The organism is Paenilisteria portnoyi, from assembly GCF_014322795.1.
GTDB classification, from domain to species: domain Bacteria; phylum Bacillota; class Bacilli; order Lactobacillales; family Listeriaceae; genus Listeria_A; species Listeria_A portnoyi.
In genome coordinates this window covers 181,566-200,240 of sequence record NZ_JAASTT010000003.1, presented here as the reverse complement: position 1 = coordinate 200,240, position 18,675 = coordinate 181,566, and the positions used below count along the sequence as shown (strand labels likewise).

The following is an 18,675-nucleotide window of genomic DNA, read 5'->3' as shown; positions in this document are numbered from 1 at the left end:
TTTCTAACACTCTTCAATGCTCTTATGCTGTATAATAAAGCTATAAGAAACTTAGGAGTGAACACACATGTATAAAAAAATGACCACAACTGCCTTCGTTACATCCGCTCTAATGCTTGTCCTTCCTGCAAGTCTTGCCCACCATTCGGCAAAAGCGAAAACAATTCCGCATAAGAATAAACTTGCGATTTCTGGCAGTGATCGCATTAAAGGTATTTCTTTGCATGCGCATCGGTATTTCATTGAGAAGCATAGCGATTTCGATCCAATGATGCCACCGATTTCTTTAACTGCGTATGATGATGATAATCACACGGACTTAACAAATTCCATTTTTGTGACTGAAAATGATGTAGATTCGAGTAAAGTTGGAACGTATCACGTGACGTATCGCGCCATTGCAGGTGACGGTCGTTGGAAAGAGCGTCGCGTTGAAGTGAATGTCGTTGCTAGACCGATTATCGAAGTGGAAGATGCAACCATTACTCGCGGAACTTTTTTCGATTATTGGACGAATGTTTCGGCGTTTGATGAAATTGCTGGCGATATTCGAATTTTCTTACACGTGAAAAGTAGTGATTTGAATTCGGATGTTCCTGGTAAATATTTCGTAACGTATACGGCTTCGAATTTTTATGGATTAACGACGGAAAAAACAATTTATGTAACGGTGAAATAGCAAAGAGTTTGAGTATATGTCCTAGCTAGGAACGATACTCAAACTCTTTTTTATACTTTTTCAATTGGAGAATTCATCATCTTAAAATCTGGTGTCCCACGTTGTTTCTTTTTTACAAACAATGATTTTAACAGGCTGAATAGTAGGCTAACGATGTAGGATAGGATGAAAATGATGATACTCATAAGCGGAATAGCCCATGATAGATGATGTTCTATTGTTATTATTTCAGCGAAGAAGCGTGTGACATAGCGCAAAACAACGAGATGCACGAAGTAAATAAAGAAGATGTGTGGTGTGATGCTACGTGATATTTTTTGTAGTCCTGTGCTACGAATTTGGATTTTAGTGAATAGCATGAAGAGTGAAATCGCTGCGATGACAACAAATATCGATAGGTAATCGTAGAAGTACAGTGGTTTAAAGCTAATGTCTCCAATATTTCCGAGGGCCCAGTTGGTGAAAAAATAGATGGCGGCTGTGCTCATCGCAAAAATAGCGAACCAGATTACTTTTTTCAATCGAGATAGAATCGTATTTGGTAAGCTGTAACCGAGAATGAAGTAGCCTAGGTAAAGCACGCAACTGAATAGATTGGCTATAACCACATCGGTTCCTCGGAATGCGAAAAAGGCTTCGAATAGTCCGACTGCAAGGAAAAATAGGCCTAGAATCAAGAATGCTACTTCGCCAATGTGTTTCCTGATAAAAATGAGTAGTGGCGCTAGAATTTGTAACCCAATAAACATCGGCATGAACCAGAGATGTCTGCCGAGATTGTTTAGAAATAAGTTGTCAAATGAGCCCCATAATCCGCCGTCTTTTACGAATTGAATGAAGCCGTTCCAACCGCCTGTATCTAGGAATTCGAATACTTCGTAGAGTACCATCCATACGAGCGTTGGGATGATTAGCCCTAATGTTAGTTTCTTGAAGTACGTTGTTAGATTTTTGCTTTTGCGTAGTGTGAAATAACCGCTTAATAGTACGAATAGTGGCACAGCAGTGCGCGATATCGAATCGTAAAAATTGGAGATTGCAAAGTTTGTGTTCATTTCAGCAGCATTCCCAAGTAGATGTGTGGCGGATACGTGAATGATTATGACCATTAAAATCGATAAGCATCTTAGCAGATCTAGATTATATTTCCTTTCCATTTCGATCTTTCTCCCTTTTCACATTTCTGTATTTTGATAATGTTTTATATGTAACGTTTCTTCCGTGCAACTCTTTCTTTAAGAATACTACATATTGGGAAGATACTCAATTTTTACATAAAAAACTTGCGCTGAGTTATAATCAACGCAAGTTTTTTATGTTATGCAAGGGCTAGTTTATCGATAAATATGTGAGCATTGTTGTGTTCTCTGAGAACTGTTACTGGCCATTCATCGGTGACTTTTTCTTCTAGTAAGTGGGTGATTGCGGTTTGTTTTTTCTCACCGTTTGCGACTAGAATCGCTGTTTTTGCTTCGAGAATATGTTTCACTCCGAGCGTGATTCCTTTTGTGCGATCGACTTCTTTTGTGAAGTATTTTTGCCCGACATTTTGTGTGGTGCTGTCGAGATCGATGACGTGGGCGTAATTGTCGAAGCTGACGCCTGGTTCATTGAAGCCGAGATGTCCGTTGACGCCTACGCCTAGCAAGATTAATTCGAGTCCGCCGTGTTTTTTTATGAACTGGTCTGCTGCATGGCATTCGCCTTCGAGATCTGCGGATTTGGCGTGGAAGTAATAGTAATGGGATGGATCGATTTGCGCTGGGCCGAATAGTTCGGTTTCTAGGTAATTCAGGCAGCTGCCTTCGTCGTCTCCGTCTAGTCCTACCCATTCGTCAAGCTCTACAAAATAGGCTTTTTGCAAGTCGATTTCTCCGGCTTTATGGGCGGCAACGAGTCGGCGTAATGCGCCAACTGGTGTGTCTCCTCCGGCAAAACAATAGAGGCCTTCTGGTGTTTGTTTGAAGGTTTCGATGACAAGTCCGGTTGCTTCGTCGCTCATCGTTTCGTAATCTGCTAGTACTTTCAAATTTAATGCGTTCATGTTGGTTCCATCTTCCTCTCTTTATTTATTGAATTGTGGTAAATAGGCTTGATGCGCCTCAAGTAGCTCATCTAAAAGTTGGTGCGCAATTGCGTCGCTTGGCACGAGTGGATTGATGGTCATCGCGAGTAGTGCTGTGTTGTAATCGCCTGTCACTGCGGCTTCTGCGGCCAGTCGCTCGAAAGACTTGATGGACTGGACGAGACCGTTTACCGCAATTGGAAGGGGCCCGGTGGTTAATGGGATTGGGCCTTGACGCGTAATCACGCAGTTTACTTCGACGGCGGAATCTGGATCAATGCCTGCGACCGCGCCATTGTTACGTGTATTGACGGTTTGGATGTCTCGCTTATCATTATAAATGGAATGGATTAAATTGCAAGCGGCTTCACTGTAATAGGCTCCTCCGCGTTGTTCGAGTTGCTTTGGTTTTTCGGCCAAATCAAGATTCTTATATAGCTCGAAAAGTTCGGTCTCGACGCGTTTCACTACTTCTGCTCGCGTTCCTTCTTTAGCAACGGCGGCTTTTTGTTCGGCGAGCATGATGGAAGTTTGGTAATAATAGCGCAGATAGCCGATTGGGACCATGCCGAGCGTGTTTAGGAATAGTGGGTCCCAGCCGACGTCTGCAATATTTTTCAGGGAGATGCCATCTTCATTTTTTGTCATTTTTTCCATGACGGTGGATGTGACATTTTTGCCATCAAGATAGACGTTTTTTGCGAAGACCATGTGGTTAAGGCCTGCAAATTCGACATAGATGCGGGATGTGTCGACGCCGAGTTCTTTGGCAATACCTTTTTTGATGCCGATTGGGCCGTTGCATAACCCGACGACTTTCGTGATATTGCTGTAGCGCAATACGGCTTCGGTGACCATTCCAGCTGGATTGGTGAAATTGACGAGCCAGGCATCTGGACAAAGTCGCTCGATGTCACGGCAAATGTCGAGGATAACTGGAATCGTCCGCAATCCTTTGAAAAGTCCGCCGGGGCCGTTTGTTTCTTGACCGATAACGTCGTATTTTAGTGGAATGCTTTCGTCTAACATCCGGGCTTCGAGACGCCCAACGCGAAACTGCGTCGTGACGAAATCGGCGTCTTTTAACGCGGCTTCGCGGTCCATCGTGAGGTGAATCTGGATTGGAACGCCGGCTTTTTCAACCATGCGTTTTGCCAATGCGCCCACGATTTCTAGTTTTTCACGGCCTTCTTCCACGTCAACGAGCCATAGTTCGCTGATTGGTAATTCGTCGTAGCGGTTGATGAAGCCTTCGATTAGTTCGGGTGTGTAGCTTGAGCCACCACCGATTGTTGCGATTTTCAATGCTTTTTTCATGCTTTAGGACTCCCAACTTCTTCATTTGTTAAAGCTTGTTCTTCTTTATATTTTTGCGCATCCCAGACTTTGAAAAACGGCCAGTAGATGAGCATGGCGACGAGGATATTGATGATTTGCATGATGGAGCCAGAGATTTTGCCGCCGGTTGCTAGGAAACCGCTGATGATTGGCGGTGTGGTCCACGGAAGCGCGATGCCGGCTGGTTTTGCGACAAGGCCGGATTCCATGCCGAAATAGGTCATAATCACGAGTAGTACTGGCGTGAGCACGAATGGAATGATGAAATACGGATTCAAAACGATCGGGACACCGAATACGATTGGTTCGCTAATATTGAATACGCTCGCTGGTCCAGAAATTTTGGCAAGTTGCTTCATTTGCTTACTTTTCGCGCGCCAGAATAGCAGGATTACGAGGCCAAGCAAGGCGCCAGTTCCGCCGGGTACGATCCATAATTCGTAAAATTGTTGCGTGACAACATTCGGTAATTCCTTGCCGGCTTGGAATGCAGCGCGGTTTTCGTCCATGTTGGCGAGCCAAACGGGATTTGTGAAGGCACCGATGATAGCATCGCCGTGCAGCCCAATGCTCCAAAGCAACGCAATGATGATAACGGTTACAATCATGCCAGGTAGCGTACTGCCGATGTAATGCATAGGGATACCGATGACTGTCGAAATAATTTCATTGATACTTGAAAATGGTGTTAATTCAATGAGTAGACGTAAAATCCAGACGGTTGTAATCGTGATAAATCCTGGAATCAGGGCAATAAACGATTTTCCGACGGCTTCAGGAACACCATCTGGCATTTTGATGACCCAATTTTTCTCAAAAATAACGCGAAAAATCTCTGTGGCACCAAGGGCGACGACGATTGCGACGAACAGACCTTGACTTCCGGTAAGAATCGTTGGGATGACACCGCCAACATCGTACGCCGTTTTGCTACCTTCTGGTGTGAAAGACGTGATTTGCGGAATCGTTAGGATAAAACTAACAAGGGCGACCGCTCCGCTCATCAATGGATCGGCGGTTTTATATTTCTCGGCAAGTCGGTAAGCGACGCCAAAACAGGCTAAAATCGCCATAATATTATAGGAGGCTTCGACGGGATAACCGAGTTTCACTTGCCACTGGGAACCAAAAATGTTCGCCATAAAATCTTCGTAACCTGGAATCGGTAAGTATTGAATAATCATAAAAACAGACCCAATAATTAAAAATGGCATGGCTAGCATGATACCGTCACGAACCGATGCTAAATGTCGTTGCGCCGATAATTTTGCTGCGACTGGCGCCAAACGATTTTCCAAAAATGCGTAAAACTTATTCATTGTCTTTTCTCCTCACCTTTTTAAAATTGAAATGACTACAGACTCACTTCGTTCCTCTGCATATTGAGGCCCTAATTCGTTTCCTTCAAAGGACCTCAACAAAGATAGCGCTTTCTTGTCTTTATTATAGATGCTACTAGTTCGAATTGATATAGCGTGAAACTATTTAGAAAAGCGTTTGCAAAGATGAAATTTGTGTCGTAAAAGTAACAGGTTGTAACGCAAGATGTTATATGCTAGACTTTTGATATAGGTTGATTTCTAGAGGAGGTCGAAACGTTGTGCTATTTTTGGATAAGACGCCTGAATTGAGCGATGTGGACATGATGATTTATAAGTATGTCACTGCCAATTTGGATAAAGTTAGTTTGATGCGAATTCGTGATTTAGCGGATGCGACACATGTTAGTACAGCGACGATTTTACGATTTTGCCGTAAGTTTGAATGTAGTGGTTTTTCGGAGTTTCGGGTGCGTTTGCGGATGTATGCGGAACAAGCCAGTGCTACGCAGGTCGACTTGGCGGATGAAACGACATATATTGATTTTTTAAAACGGACATCACAGGCGGAATTTAAGTCGCGGATTGCGCAAGCTGCCGAATTGTTGAAAGATGCTGAGCTAGTTTTATTTGTCGGCGTCGGCTCATCGGGCATTGTCGCGGAATATGGCGCGCTGTATTTTTCCTCGTTATTTACGCTGGCTTTACACATCGAGGACCCGCTGAATCACCCGTTTAATCACCTTTCTAAAGGGCTTTCTGGGAAACTGTGCATCATCGCGGTCTCGGTCTCCGGCGAAACGAGTGAAGTCATTAAATATATTCAACATATAAACGCCCACCAATGCAAAATTCTTTCGATCACAAATAGCGAAAAATCAACGGTGGCGCGACTTTCCGACGTTAATATTCCATACTATATTCATCGCGAAACATATCAAGGGGCTGATATTACATCTCAACTCCCTGCTCTATATACGGTAGAATGTATCGCGCGGGAAATTAGGCGCAAACTGGATAGTGAGGCCAAATAACACGCTAAAGAAAGGATTTACCCACATGAAAAAATGGATACTCGGCATTGGATTTCTTCTTCTCGTTTTGGCGGGATGCGGTCATTCCAAAATCTCGGAAAAAGAAATCGAAAATTTGCCAAATCTCTCTGGGGAAACTGCCCTAGTTCTTGTTCATGGGACTGGTGGTAGCGTCGATACGTTTGATGGCTTCAGCGATACGTTTATCGATGATTATCAGCTTTCCAATGAGCGGATCAAACTCGAGATTGGGACAGATGGCGAGATCAGCTATCATGGCGTGTTTACTAAAAATGCCAAACATCCCATCGTTCAAATTGGATTTGAGGATAGTATCGATGCGACCATTGAGCAGCAGACGGATTGGCTTCGAATCGCCATGCAGGATCTAGAAAAACGTTATCATTTTGCTAGATTTGATGGTGTTGGACATTCGAATGGTGGGCTTGTCTTATCCACTTATTCTCAAAAATATGCCAAGACGATGCCGACACTCGAGCGTTTGGTCGCGATTGGTGCGCCGTATAATGATTTGGATGAGGAGGATAATGACGGGGATTTGGCATTTACCGATGTTCCTGTGACGACGCCTCTTTTGAAAGCCTATAAGGATAATCGCGGTAAAATTGATTCTAATTTGCTCGTTTTATCGATTGCTGGCGATATTGATGATGGCAGTCTTTCCGACGATATTGTCCCGGTTTTGAGTGCTCTGGGATCGCGTCTTATTTTTAAAGATACCGCTAAGGTTTACTTGGAAAGCTATTATAAAGGGGCGGAATATGACCACCGAACGATGTTTGCCAACCCGGATATCCAGGAAAAAGTCGCCTGGTTTTTGTATACGTACAAGGGGGATAAAAAAGAAATCGAACTTGCCCATAACTAGAAAAATGGCGCTGTCTCAGATGCAGCGCCATTTTTCTAGTTATTTAAAAACCTCTCTAAAACCATACCCCCTGCGCCTTGAGCCACAATTTCATATGACTCTTTTGCTGGATGGATTGTTGTTTTTATTTTTGGAAAAGCTTTCAATCGTTCTTCTACAGTTCTTTTGACGTCCTCGAAAAACGTGCCTTTTGGGACCAAGGTTCCGCCACAGACAACGGTGTCGGGTTGCGTCGTTAGGATTAAATTCGATAAAGCAATACCATAATAGTAAGCCGCATTTTTCAGAATTTCATGGCACATCGGATCATCCTGTTCTAACGCCTGGAAAATCGTGAAGTAATCGATTTCATCTGGATTTTCTACTAGATCCGTCAGCATCGACGCCTTCCCTTGTTTTAAATCATGCTGTATTTTAGCCTTAATCGCCGGCAAAGAACTGTACGTATGAAGGCAACCGTAAGAGCCGCAATAACAGCGCGAACCATTCGTGTCGATAATCGTATGTCCAAATGCATTCGTCATTCCGTCACTTCCCGATATCACGACGCCTGCGACAATCTCCGCACTACGAATTTCAATATCGCATGTCGTCAATAAAAAACGGTCGCTCGTCTGCCAATAATGGACGCGATATTCTGCGAGCGCCGCAAAATTAACGCCACTTCCAACCATGATATATGTCGGGATTTTAGCCGCTAAATAATGCTCAATATCACTCGGCGTCACATCCGTGTTCTGATTCACTTGATCGAATAAGTCATCGATAGAAATGCCAATCCCCAGAATTTCCGCGATCTGCTTTTCATGCTCGCTCAGCAAATCCAGCAACTGCTCCACAAACATATCGAGCGTTCTGTAAATCGAAGCCGGCGCACCCATCTTGATTTTCTTATGTCCAATCTCTTTCAAATTGAGGTCAGAAAGTACAATCGTAGAATAAATATTCGTGACTTCGATGCCTATCAAATACGCTTTTTCGGGATTAATGCGGTATAGAATCGGTTTTCTTCCTCCTGTTGAGGCACCTAATTCCCCGCTATTAATCAAGTCATTTTTACTCAGTTCATCAAGCAAGCGCGCACACGTAGCAGGCTTCATTCCTGTCTCGGCAAGTAGCTCTTCCACCGTGATGGACGCGTGCTTTCGTATCAAATTATATAAAATTTTTAACTTTTTAATTTTTGAATTCTGCGTTGTCCGGAACGCCTCCAACATATTGCTTTCCACGGCCACGACCCCCCTCTATATAGTAAAAATGTATCAAATACCTAACAAAAAAGCAATTTCCAACTCTTTTTATCATAATGAAAAAAAGTTATTTACTTTCCGTTTCATTCATGTTAAGATTACACTGAAAGCGCTTTACAATATCATTTTGTAAATGCCAAATGATTTCGAGGAGGAAATAATAATGCATAAAACAGAACAAATTAACGAGGCTCTAAGCTATATTGAACAATTGACAGCGGTTAAACCAACAATCGGTATTATTTTAGGATCTGGACTTGGACCATTTGCCGACACAATTGAAGATGCGATACACATTCCATACAATGATATCCCACATTTTGCGAAATCCGCTGCGGTTGGCCATGCGAACGAACTTGTTATCGGTCAAATAGGCGGCAAAAATATCGTCGCAATGAAAGGTAGATTCCACTATTACGAAGGATTCCCGCTTGATGAAGTGACTTTCCCAGTTCGTGTTATGAAAGCGCTTGGCGTGGAGAAATTGATTATTACGAATGCTTGTGGCGCAGTGAATACCGACTTTAATCCTGGTGATTTGATGTTGATTACGGATCATATTAATTTGACGGCGAACAACCCATTGATGGGACCGAATAATCCGGAGCTTGGCGTGCGTTTCTTAGATGTGTCAGAAGTGTACAGTAAGCGGTTACGCGGGATTGTAAAAGACGTGGCCTCGGATCAAAACGTGACTTTGCGTGAGGGAGTTTATGCTTGGTGGACTGGTCCAACATATGAAACACCGGCAGAAATTCGGATGATTCGTGGTTTTGGCGCGGATGCAGTTGGTATGTCGACGGTTCCAGAAGCTTTGATTGCCCGTCATGCTGGTATTGAAACGGTTGGTATTTCTTGTTTGACGAACATGGCTTGTGGTATTTTGGACCAGCCGCTTAGTCACGATGAAGTTATTGAGACAGCCGAACGTGTGAAAGCTACTTTCTTGAAATTAGTTGCCGAAGTTGTTGCTCGTTTCTAATCACGGTTTCTTTTTATCATATTGAAAATAAGTTTTTGAAGGGAGAACATCATGGGGATTAAAACGCGTCTTCGCTTTATGTCATTTTTGCAGTACTTTATTTGGGGGAGCTGGCTGATTACGCTCGGTTCTTATATGATTAACACGCTTGGATTTTCGGGTGTTGAGGTCGGAATTGTCTATAGTTCTAAAGGGATCGCGGCTGTGATTATGCCTACCTTGATGGGGATTGTTGCGGATAAATGGATTAAGGCGAATTACTTGTACACCGCTTGCCATGTTATCTGTGCGGGGGCGCTGTTTTATGCGGCATCTGTGTCGGATCCAACCGTGATGTTCTGGGTGATGCTGGTGAACGCGATGTTCTTCATGCCTACGCTAGCACTATCTAACACGGTTTCCTACTATTGCTTAGAGAAGGCTGGGCTGGATACGGTGACCAATTTCCCGCCAATTCGTGTTTTTGGAACGGTTGGCTTTATTATCGCGATGTGGACAATCAGTTTTGCGGGGCTTGAGCTTAGTAATATCCAGCTTTATATCGCGGCTGGCGCGTCTCTCCTACTCGCGCTTTATTCTCTGACGATGCCTACGATTCCGACGACGAACAAAAAGAAAAATCAAGGCTGGGTCAGCATGCTTGGTTTGAATGCTTTCGTTCTTTTTAAGAAGCCAAAAATGGCGATATTTTTCCTATTTGCGATGTTGCTTGGTGCAGTTTTACAAATCACGAATACTTTTGGTAACCCGTTCTTGCATGACTTCGGCTTAGATCCGGCGTTTGCAGATAGCTTGGTCGTGAAATACCCATCGATTCTATTGTCCGTCTCACAAATGGCGGAAGTCGTGTTTATCTTGGCGATTCCGTTCTTCTTGAAACGCTACGGCATCAAAACGGTAATGTTGGTCAGCATGCTTGCGTGGACATTGCGCTTTGGCCTGTTCGCTTTTGGTGATCCATCTCCGTTTGGTACAGTATTGTTACTACTTTCGATGATTGTTTACGGCTGTGCATTTGATTTCTTCAACATTTCTGGCGCGATTTTCGTGGAGCAAGAAGTGAGTAAGGATATTCGAGCAAGTGCGCAAGGCTTGTTTATGACGATGGTAAATGGTGTCGGTGCTTATGTTGGTGCGATTTTGAGCGGCATGGTTGTCGATTACTACACGATTGATGGCGTAAAAGATTGGCAAACGATCTGGCTGATTTTCGCAGCCTATACGCTGATTCTGGCGATTGTTTTCAAATTTACCTTCCACTACAAACATGAACCTGAGAAAATGAAAGATTTAGAGATTACGCATTAATAAAAAAGCATGATATCAGTAGCTCAAAATTGGGAGCTAGCTGGTATCATGCTTTTTTTACTTCTCGCGAACGATTAGGACGTCGCATATGGCGTGTTGTAGTACGTATGCGGAGACGCTTCCCAGCACGATTTTTTCAATGCGGTTGAGGCCTGTTGCGCCACATATTAGAACATCGGCGTCAAATTCGGCGGGAATATCGCGGGCGAGTAATGTTTTTGGATTCCCGACTTCTAGGAATGTGTGTACTTGCTTGAGCCCAGCTTCTTCTGCTAGCTTCTTGTATTCGGCGAGTCTGGCAGTCGATTCTTCGTGTGCTGCCTTTTCTAGTCCACCATCATAGGATATATTCGGTGAGAATGACCGGATGTCTACAATGCTAGCAATTCCAAGTTCTGAATCTGTTGCTTTGGCAAGTTCTACGGCTTTTAAAAAGGCGATTTCGGCTTGTGTTGACCCATCTAAGGCTACTAATATACGTTGATATTTATTTCCCATCATCATCCACTCCTTCACTATTTTAGTACCCTTAAATGACTACTTTTATGCATAGCTTTGAGATGTTGTATTATGCCATTTCGTGTATTCCTACTTTGCGTAATCTGTGCTATACTGAATTTATATTTTAGTAAAAAGGGGATACATTATGGATAAAGAGGATCGATTAAATCAACAGATCGCTCTATTTTATTTTGCTTACAAGACTTTTGTTGAAACAGCGGATCGGCTCATTGGGAAGTATGGCATTACACGAACGCATCACCGAATTTTATTTTTTGTGGCGCGTTCGCCGGGTGTTAAAATGAATGAGTTGTTGACGTTGCTCGAGGTTTCGAAACAAGCACTGCATCAGCCGTTGTTAGAATTGAAGGAAAAGAGATACATTACGATGGAGCCATCTGCCAAGGACAAGCGTGTGCGTTGCGTGTTTTTGACGGAGGCTGGGGCTGCGATTGAAGCTGAGCTTGGGGAGGCTCAAAGGCGTCAGATGGCCGCTGCCTTATCGGCGAGTGATGATCCGGATGGGAAGATTTGGACGCATATTTTAGAGCAGTATGCACAGGAACGACCAGGATTAGCATTCTTTAAATAGGAGCGTGACGAGATGGAGAAAATATTGTTTATCCAAACTGGTTTCGGTGTGGATGTGCATGGCCAGGATATTACGAAAGCCGCGATTCGGGCGGTGAGAAATGCCATTTTTACGAATTCGATGCCTGGTATTGAGGATTTATTGCCGGGTAAGGATTTGAATAATATGGTGGTTAACGTGAAACTTGCTTTGCCGACGGATGCGGAGTTGCTTGATGAGGAAGCGATTCGCGCGATTATTCCTTATGGGACGGTCACCGTGGAAACGATGCCAGGTGGAATGTTGACGACGAGTGGGATTTTTCTAGCGGATAAAGCGGATAAGAATGATTTGATGTATATTGTAAATGCATCAGTCGAAACTGGATTTTAGTAGGCACATAACCCAAATAAATCGGCGACAAGCGCTCGCATTGTTGGGGCTGTTCGAAATGAAATGAGTTACAGCCCCAATATGCCTATGAGCATCGCGAATAGGCGTTCCTTCAGGATATTTAGAATAAGGACGCGGTACATCTCTATGGTTCAGCTACGCAATACTTGCTACGCTTAACTTCTTGCATGGTCGAGGAAACTACCCTCTCCCTGCTTTCAGTCATCACATACACCAGTATGCGCAGCTCTCCGGCTTCCACCAAATCCCCTGAATACAAACGCTTTCGCTCGATTTGTGTAAATCTTCATTTTCGTCTTACCCAAAATATGGGTAGGGCGATTTTTATCTTGACTGGCGTTCCGTCTTCCTTTTTTTAGTTTAACAAACCTTCTTTTTCGAGGTAGTTTTTGGCTACTTCTTCTGCTGATTTGCCTTTCACGTTGACTTCGTAGTTCATTTCACTCATTTCTTGGTCGGTGATTTTGCCGGCTAGCTTCTCTAGTGGTGCTTTCAATTCTGGGTATTTTTTCAATGTTGATTTGAGCATGAGTGGTGCGCCTTGATATGGCGGGAATAATTGTTTGTCGTCTTTTAATACTTTGAGCTTGTATTGAGCGATTTCGCTGTCTGTGGAGTAGGCGTCCAATGTATTGATATCGCCTGCTTTTAGAGCGGAATAGCGTAGTTTTGGCTCCATTGTTTTTAGCGAGTCGAATTTCAAGCCGTATAGTTTTTGCAGACCTTTATAGCCGTCGTCGCGATCGGAAAATTCGAGCGTGAATCCTGCTTTGACGGAGTTTTGCACGGCTTTTAAATCGGAAATGGTTTTCAGATTGTAAGCTTTTGCAAATTCTGGTGCAACTGCGACGGCATACGTATTGTTGTATTTCATCGGTTTTAGGAATGCCATATTTTCCTCTTTTGCCAAACCATCGCGTGCTTGTTCATACACGGCTTCTGGATCGTGATTTTTCGCTGGTTCTTTGAGGAATGTTTCTAACACGGTTCCTGTGAACTCTGGATAAATATCGACGTCGCCTGATTTTAAGGCATTGTAAACGAAGCTGGTTTTACCGAGATTCGGCTTGACGGTGACACTGAGGTCGGTGTCATTTTCGATGAGTTGTTTGTACATATTGATTAAGATTTCAGGTTCAGAGCCAAGTTTCCCCGCTATAACAAGCTCTTTTTGTGGCCCAGTGAAGTAAGGCACGATGATGATGCTTGCGGTAATAACGAGTGCGCCGGTGATCGTGATGAGGGTCCGTTTAAACGTCGCTTTTTCCATATAGCGCAAAATGACGTCGAACAGGATAGCAAGTAAGGCTGCTGGAATAGCTCCGAGTAAGATTAAGCTGTTATCGTTGCGGTCGATTCCGAGTAAAATTAGATCCCCTAGTCCGCCGGCTCCGATGAGGGCTGCGAGTGTCGCGGTTCCAATGATTAAGACCATCGCTGTGCGGATTCCGGCCATAATAACTGGCATCGCAAGCGGTAATTGGACTTTATATAATTTTTTCCATTTGTTCATTCCCATTGCTTCGGCGGCTTCCATCAAAACTGGATCAATTTCTTTAATACCAGTATATGTATTCCGCAAAATTGGTAGTAAGGCATAGATAACAAGCGCGATAATCGCTGGTACTGTGCCAATTCCGACTAGTGGAATAAGTAAACCGAGCAAGGCAAGTGATGGAATTGTTTGTAAAATAGCGGTCACTTGGATGATTGGTTCTGCTGCACGCTTGTGGCTCGTTAGATAGATTCCAAGCGGTACAGAGATGAATACGGCGATAAATAGCGATACGAAGGATAATTCAATATGTTGGACTAAAGCGGTCCAGAGAGCGTCCTGTCGCACCTGAAACGTATCGATTAATTGACTCATACGCGCTCAGCCTCCCTTTCTAGTTGTTTCGCCAGGAATTGGATGACGTGTTGCTGTGTGATGGTTCCGACTGGCTTGCCGTCTTTTTCAACGGATACATAGGCCTGGTTCGCCAATTGTTGTAGTAATACTTCCACTGCGATACGTTCCGCGAAGTCAGCTTCTCCAGCTATGGCTTGTGCCTCGAAATAGCCTTGTTCTATCATATCTTGCACGGTAAATTTAGACGACAATACGTGTTTGTTTACGTTGCCTGACTCCAAGAAATTCTGCACAAATTCATTCGCTGGATTTTGCAAAATTTCATTTGGCGTGTCGCATTGCACGACTTCACCGTCTTTCATAATACAAATTCGGTCGCCGAGCATGAGCGCTTCTTGCATGTCATGTGTGACGAACACGATGGTTTTTTTGATTCGGCGCTGTAAAACGATCATGTCTTGTTGCAACTTTTGACGGCTAATCGGGTCAAGTGCGCTGAACGGTTCATCCATTAAAATGATTTCGGGATCAGCGGCTAAAGCGCGGACGACTCCAACCCGTTGCTGTTCCCCACCAGAGAGTTCCGACGGTTTACGGTTCCGATAACTTTCCGCGTCCAAACCAACGCTGTTCAGCAATTCGGTAATCCGATCATGCATTTTTTCCTTCTCCCATTTCTTCAGTTCGGGCACAATCGCGATATTTTCCTCAATTGTCATATGTGGAAAAAGCGCAATTTGTTGCAGTACGTAGCCAATATTCCAGCGCAATTCATGAATATTATAATCACTAATTCGCTTTTCATCGATATAAATGGTGCCTGTTGTCAGTGGAATGAGACGATTTATCATTTTCAATGTCGTTGTTTTACCGCAACCACTCGGTCCAATCAATACGAAAAACTCGCCATCTTTTATATTCAAATCGATATTTCTGACGGCATGTTCACCATTTTGATATTGTTTTGTTACATTTTCGAAGCGTATCATGGGTCACTTCCCTTTCCATTCTTGTCATTAAAACACGTTTATTATTTTACCTACTTCTCAAAATTAGAAACGTTTGTTCTTAATTCTACCACTATCGACTACAAAATTACACAGTTAAGCATTTCGTTGACAAATCAACTAAAATTGCGCATAATAAACTCTATCACAGTGAAGTAACTATCATCGCCTTCTTTATCAAGCAACAAAAACAGACAAGGACAACTTGAAAGGGGAATGACAAAATGGGATTGCATGGGTACTATTATTATATTGACGAGCCAGGAATGCGCGAAATAAAAGCGGGAGATGAGTCCGTTTTTACACTACCGATGCTTCTGTCACTAGATGAATATTGGGAGATTATTCATTATATATTTTGTGGGAAAACCAAAAACGGGAAATCTCCGTGGGGCTATATTGTTCCACTTAAAATCGAAAATGAAATTCGCGATTCCTTAGCCACCGTCTATTTCATCTACCCAGAGCAAGTACGCATGGCCAAAGACGCCTTATTTAGCATCACGGTGGAAGAATTCGTCGCGACGTACAGCTTTAAAGAACTGAAGAAAGCGGGTTTATACGGGATAAATTGGCGGACAAAAAAGGATAAGCTAGAGAAAGAACTACGGATAAACTTCCAAGCCTTGCGGACATTTTTTAATAAAGTTGCACAGAGTGATGATTGTATTATATTTTATGTGGTGTAACGAAGTGCTGAAACAGCCCGTTTAGCCTCGACAGAAATTGTTAGGGGGCGCAGTGAAAACCCTCTTTTGGTTTTTGCGGAGGCCACGAAATTTCCGAGAGGCTGGCTGTTGAAGCCGGATCCGGAGGCGCAGGTCACAACGCCGAACATGGATTACATGCCCACTCTGTTCTCATGCATATTGCGGCTCTAATTCAGCACACGACGCTTCATAAGAGCCGCAACAAAAACCACCGATTCAACTACTACAATCGGTGGTCTTTTTCATGCCTACTATTCCGTAATAATCGTATGAATCAACTTCGGCGCCTCAGCCTTATCACTCACTCGAATATTCTCGTAAATCTTCGTCTCAACAGCTTTCACATCTTCCTTATTCGCGTAAATCGTCACAAGTGGCTCACCTGCTGCCACCTTATCCCCGACTTTCTTACGCAACATAATGCCAACTGCCAAGTCGATTTCATCCTCTTTTGTCGCGCGTCCTGCTCCTAGAAGCATTGCGGCGATACCAATCTCATCTGCCACAATCTCAGACACAACGCCGCTTTCTTTCGCTGGCACATCGATTTTGAATTTCGCTTGCGGTAATTTGCTTGGATCATCAACAATCGAACCGTCGCCACCTTGGTTGTTCAAGAAATCCTTGAACTTCGCCAAAGCTTTTCCGTTCGCCATCACTTCTTTTAACATTTCGCGTGCTTCGTCCAAATCCTTCGCTTTCTTAGCTAAAACAACCATTTGACTTCCTAAAATTAAAACTAATTCCGTCAAATCTTCCGGTCCTTCGCCTTTTAGCGTATCAATGGCTTCTTGTACTTCCAAAGCGTTTCCAATCGCAAAGCCAAGTGGTTGCGACATGTCGGAAATAACAGCCATCGTTTGACGACCAACGTTATTCCCAATTCGAACCATCGCGTGCGCCAAGTTCTCCGCATCTTTGTCTGTTTTCATAAACGCACCGGCGCCCGTTTTAACATCCAATACAATCGCGTCGGCGCCTGCTGCAATTTTTTTACTCATAATCGAACTTGCAATTAGCGGAATCGAGTTTACCGTACCCGTTACATCGCGTAACGCATATAATTTTTTATCAGCAGGAGTTAAGTTCCCTGATTGACCGATAACCGCGACTTTATCACGGTTCACCAAATCGATGAACTGCTCTTTCGTGATTTCAACGTGGAAACCTTTGATCGCCTCTAATTTATCAATCGTGCCTCCCGTGTGGCCCAATCCGCGTCCAGACATTTTTGCAACGGGTACGTCAAGCGCTGCAACAAGTGGCGCCAATACAAGCGTCGTCGTGTCGCCCACACCGCCAGTCGAGTGCTTATCTACCTTGATGCCTTCAATCGCGGACAAATCGATTGTTTCGCCGGAATTGACCATCGCCATCGTTAAATCTGCGCGCTCACGGTCTGTCATATCTTGAAAGAAAATCGCCATAGCCAGAGCACTAACTTGATAATCAGGAATCTTGCCAGCCGTATAACCATCGACCACGAATTGAATCTCTTCCGTCGTCAACTCTTTGCCATCACGCTTTTTCGAAATTACGTCTACCATTCTCATTTTAGTTCACCAATCCTTTTTTATTTTAAGTCGTTTAGGAAGCTTGTACCGTACTCAGGCATTTTTACTTTAAAATTATCTGCGACAGTTGCGCCTAAATCGGAGAATGTTTTGCGCAAATCGAGTTCTTTGCCGCCGTCTTTGAATTGTTTTGAATAAGCTAAAAGTGGCACGTATTCGCGTGTGTGGTCGGTGCCGCGGTATGTTGGGTCGTTTCCGTGATCGGCTGTGATAAGTAGCAAATCGTCTTCTTGCATGTTCGCGAACACTTCTGGAAGTCTCGCATCGAATGCTTCTAGCGCATCCCCATAACCGATTGGGTCGCGACGGTGTCCAAATAACGCATCAAAATCAACCAAGTTTAGGAAACTCATACCATGGAAATCTTCGGTCAAAAGGTCGATAAATTTATCCATGCCGTCCATATTCGACTTCGTGCGAATCGATCTCGTTACGCCTTCATCATCAAAAATATCCGAGATTTTACCGAGTGCGATTGAGTCTAGACCGCCATCTTTCAAATGATCCATCACCGTTTTATCAAATGGTTTTAGCGCGTAATCGTGACGGTTGGACGTACGTTCGAACGTTTTCGCTGTTTTACCAACAAAAGGACGGGCGATAATACGACCCAGCATGTAAGGCTCATCACGCGTAATTTCGCGGCAATATTCACAAATACGATACAATTCTTCGAGTGGAATCAATTCTTCGTTCGCAGCAATTTGCAACACGGAATCCGCGGATGTATAAACGATCAAAGCACCTGTCGCCAGCTGTTCTTCGCCAAGCTCTTCCATGATTTCCGTACCACTTGCCGGCTTATTCCCGATAACTTTACGACCAGAGAAGTCCTCAATTTTTTGGATAAGTTCATCTGGGAATCCATCTGGAAAAACGCGGAATGGTGTGTCGATGTAAAGCCCCATGATTTCCCAATGTCCAGTCATCGTGTCTTTGCCTGCGGACGTTTCTTGCATTTTTGTGAAGTAGGCTTGTGGTTTGTCGGCCACTGGTACGCCTTGGATTTCACGAATATTAGAGAGACCAAGCATCGCCATATTCGGCATTTTTAGCCCTCCTTTTTCGCGTGCAATATGCCTTAACGTATCAACGTCAAAATCGTCAAATTGTGCCGCGTCTGGCGCTTCCCCAATACCCACCGAGTCCATAACTACAACGTGAATTCTTTTAAATGCCATT

General features: G+C 43.8%; 18 protein-coding genes. 8 read left to right on the top strand and 10 right to left on the bottom strand.

Annotation, left to right across the window (positions count from 1 at the left end; genetic code table 11):
• Window positions 1-67 precede the first annotated feature (67 nt).
• Window positions 68-679, top strand: a complete 612-nt coding sequence (locus HCJ66_RS03735) for an immunoglobulin-like domain-containing protein (RefSeq protein WP_187131949.1) — start codon at window positions 68-70, stop codon at window positions 677-679.
• A gap of 50 nt (window positions 680-729) precedes the next feature.
• Here HCJ66_RS03735 and HCJ66_RS03730 read toward each other — a convergent pair whose 3' ends face one another.
• The 4 genes from HCJ66_RS03730 to celB all read right to left on the bottom strand — a co-directional run bounded on the left by HCJ66_RS03730 (window position 730) and on the right by celB (window position 5,401).
• The gene (locus HCJ66_RS03730; protein WP_187131948.1) at window positions 730-1,836 is read right to left on the bottom strand and encodes an acyltransferase; all 1,107 of its coding nucleotides are present in this window, start codon (window positions 1,834-1,836) and stop codon (window positions 730-732) included.
• A gap of 161 nt (window positions 1,837-1,997) precedes the next feature.
• Complete coding sequence (locus tag HCJ66_RS03725) at window positions 1,998-2,723, bottom strand: glucosamine-6-phosphate deaminase (RefSeq protein WP_187131947.1); 726 nt, start codon at window positions 2,721-2,723, stop codon at window positions 1,998-2,000.
• A gap of 21 nt (window positions 2,724-2,744) precedes the next feature.
• On the bottom strand, window positions 2,745-4,061 hold the full coding sequence (locus HCJ66_RS03720; protein ID WP_187131946.1) for a 6-phospho-beta-glucosidase: 1,317 nt from the start codon (window positions 4,059-4,061) through the stop codon (window positions 2,745-2,747).
• Window positions 4,058-5,401, bottom strand: coding sequence for a PTS cellobiose transporter subunit IIC (gene celB, locus HCJ66_RS03715; protein WP_187131945.1), 1,344 nt, complete (start codon window positions 5,399-5,401; stop codon window positions 4,058-4,060). The genes HCJ66_RS03720 and celB overlap by 4 nt, the downstream gene beginning before the upstream one ends.
• Before the next feature lie 281 nt (window positions 5,402-5,682).
• Between celB and HCJ66_RS03710 the strand changes: the two genes are divergently transcribed.
• Window positions 5,683-6,435 (top strand): SIS domain-containing protein, encoded by a 753-nt coding sequence (locus HCJ66_RS03710; protein WP_181677655.1) that lies wholly within the window; start codon window positions 5,683-5,685, stop codon window positions 6,433-6,435.
• Window positions 6,436-6,460: 25 nt separating this feature from the next.
• Window positions 6,461-7,324 (top strand): alpha/beta hydrolase, encoded by an 864-nt coding sequence (locus tag HCJ66_RS03705; RefSeq protein ID WP_187131944.1) that lies wholly within the window; start codon window positions 6,461-6,463, stop codon window positions 7,322-7,324.
• 35 nt (window positions 7,325-7,359) lie between these two features.
• Here the strand turns inward: HCJ66_RS03705 and HCJ66_RS03700 are convergent, their stop codons facing one another.
• A complete protein-coding gene (locus HCJ66_RS03700; protein ID WP_187131943.1) occupies window positions 7,360-8,553 on the bottom strand; it encodes an ROK family protein in 1,194 nt (397 codons plus the stop codon).
• Window positions 8,554-8,737: 184 nt separating this feature from the next.
• On the opposite strand from HCJ66_RS03700, the gene HCJ66_RS03695 reads away from it, so the two are divergent.
• Both HCJ66_RS03695 and HCJ66_RS03690 read left to right on the top strand, forming a co-directional pair.
• On the top strand, window positions 8,738-9,556 hold the full coding sequence (locus tag HCJ66_RS03695; RefSeq protein WP_187131942.1) for a purine-nucleoside phosphorylase: 819 nt from the start codon (window positions 8,738-8,740) through the stop codon (window positions 9,554-9,556).
• 51 nt (window positions 9,557-9,607) lie between these two features.
• Window positions 9,608-10,864 (top strand): nucleoside permease, encoded by a 1,257-nt coding sequence (locus HCJ66_RS03690; RefSeq protein ID WP_187131941.1) that lies wholly within the window; start codon window positions 9,608-9,610, stop codon window positions 10,862-10,864.
• Between the two features lie 57 nt (window positions 10,865-10,921).
• On the opposite strand, the gene HCJ66_RS03685 is transcribed toward HCJ66_RS03690, so the two are convergent.
• Window positions 10,922-11,362, bottom strand: coding sequence for a universal stress protein (locus HCJ66_RS03685; RefSeq protein WP_187131940.1), 441 nt, complete (start codon window positions 11,360-11,362; stop codon window positions 10,922-10,924).
• A 148-nt stretch (window positions 11,363-11,510) separates the two neighbouring features.
• Between HCJ66_RS03685 and HCJ66_RS03680 the strand changes: the two genes are divergently transcribed.
• Together HCJ66_RS03680 and HCJ66_RS03675 are read left to right on the top strand one after the other, a co-directional pair.
• Entirely contained in the window at window positions 11,511-11,957 is a 447-nt protein-coding gene (locus HCJ66_RS03680) for a MarR family winged helix-turn-helix transcriptional regulator (RefSeq protein WP_187131939.1), read from the top strand.
• A gap of 12 nt (window positions 11,958-11,969) precedes the next feature.
• On the top strand, window positions 11,970-12,329 hold the full coding sequence (locus HCJ66_RS03675) for a Lin0512 family protein (RefSeq protein ID WP_187131938.1): 360 nt from the start codon (window positions 11,970-11,972) through the stop codon (window positions 12,327-12,329).
• Between the two features lie 376 nt (window positions 12,330-12,705).
• Here HCJ66_RS03675 and HCJ66_RS03670 read toward each other — a convergent pair whose 3' ends face one another.
• Window positions 12,706-14,220 (bottom strand): ABC transporter permease/substrate-binding protein, encoded by a 1,515-nt coding sequence (locus tag HCJ66_RS03670; RefSeq protein ID WP_187131937.1) that lies wholly within the window; start codon window positions 14,218-14,220, stop codon window positions 12,706-12,708.
• A complete protein-coding gene (locus tag HCJ66_RS03665; protein WP_187131936.1) occupies window positions 14,217-15,191 on the bottom strand; it encodes an ABC transporter ATP-binding protein in 975 nt (324 codons plus the stop codon). The genes HCJ66_RS03670 and HCJ66_RS03665 overlap by 4 nt, the downstream gene beginning before the upstream one ends.
• 242 nt (window positions 15,192-15,433) lie before the next feature.
• Here HCJ66_RS03665 and HCJ66_RS03660 point away from each other — a divergent pair, with 242 nt between their 5' ends.
• On the top strand, window positions 15,434-15,898 hold the full coding sequence (locus HCJ66_RS03660) for a DUF1877 family protein (RefSeq protein ID WP_187131935.1): 465 nt from the start codon (window positions 15,434-15,436) through the stop codon (window positions 15,896-15,898).
• 272 nt (window positions 15,899-16,170) lie between these two features.
• On the opposite strand, the gene HCJ66_RS03655 is transcribed toward HCJ66_RS03660, so the two are convergent.
• A complete protein-coding gene (locus tag HCJ66_RS03655; protein WP_187131934.1) occupies window positions 16,171-17,472 on the bottom strand; it encodes a pyrimidine-nucleoside phosphorylase in 1,302 nt (433 codons plus the stop codon).
• 20 nt (window positions 17,473-17,492) lie between these two features.
• Window positions 17,493-18,674, bottom strand: coding sequence for a phosphopentomutase (gene deoB, locus HCJ66_RS03650; RefSeq protein WP_425489605.1), 1,182 nt, complete (start codon window positions 18,672-18,674; stop codon window positions 17,493-17,495).
• Between the last annotated feature and the right edge of the window lies 1 nt (window position 18,675).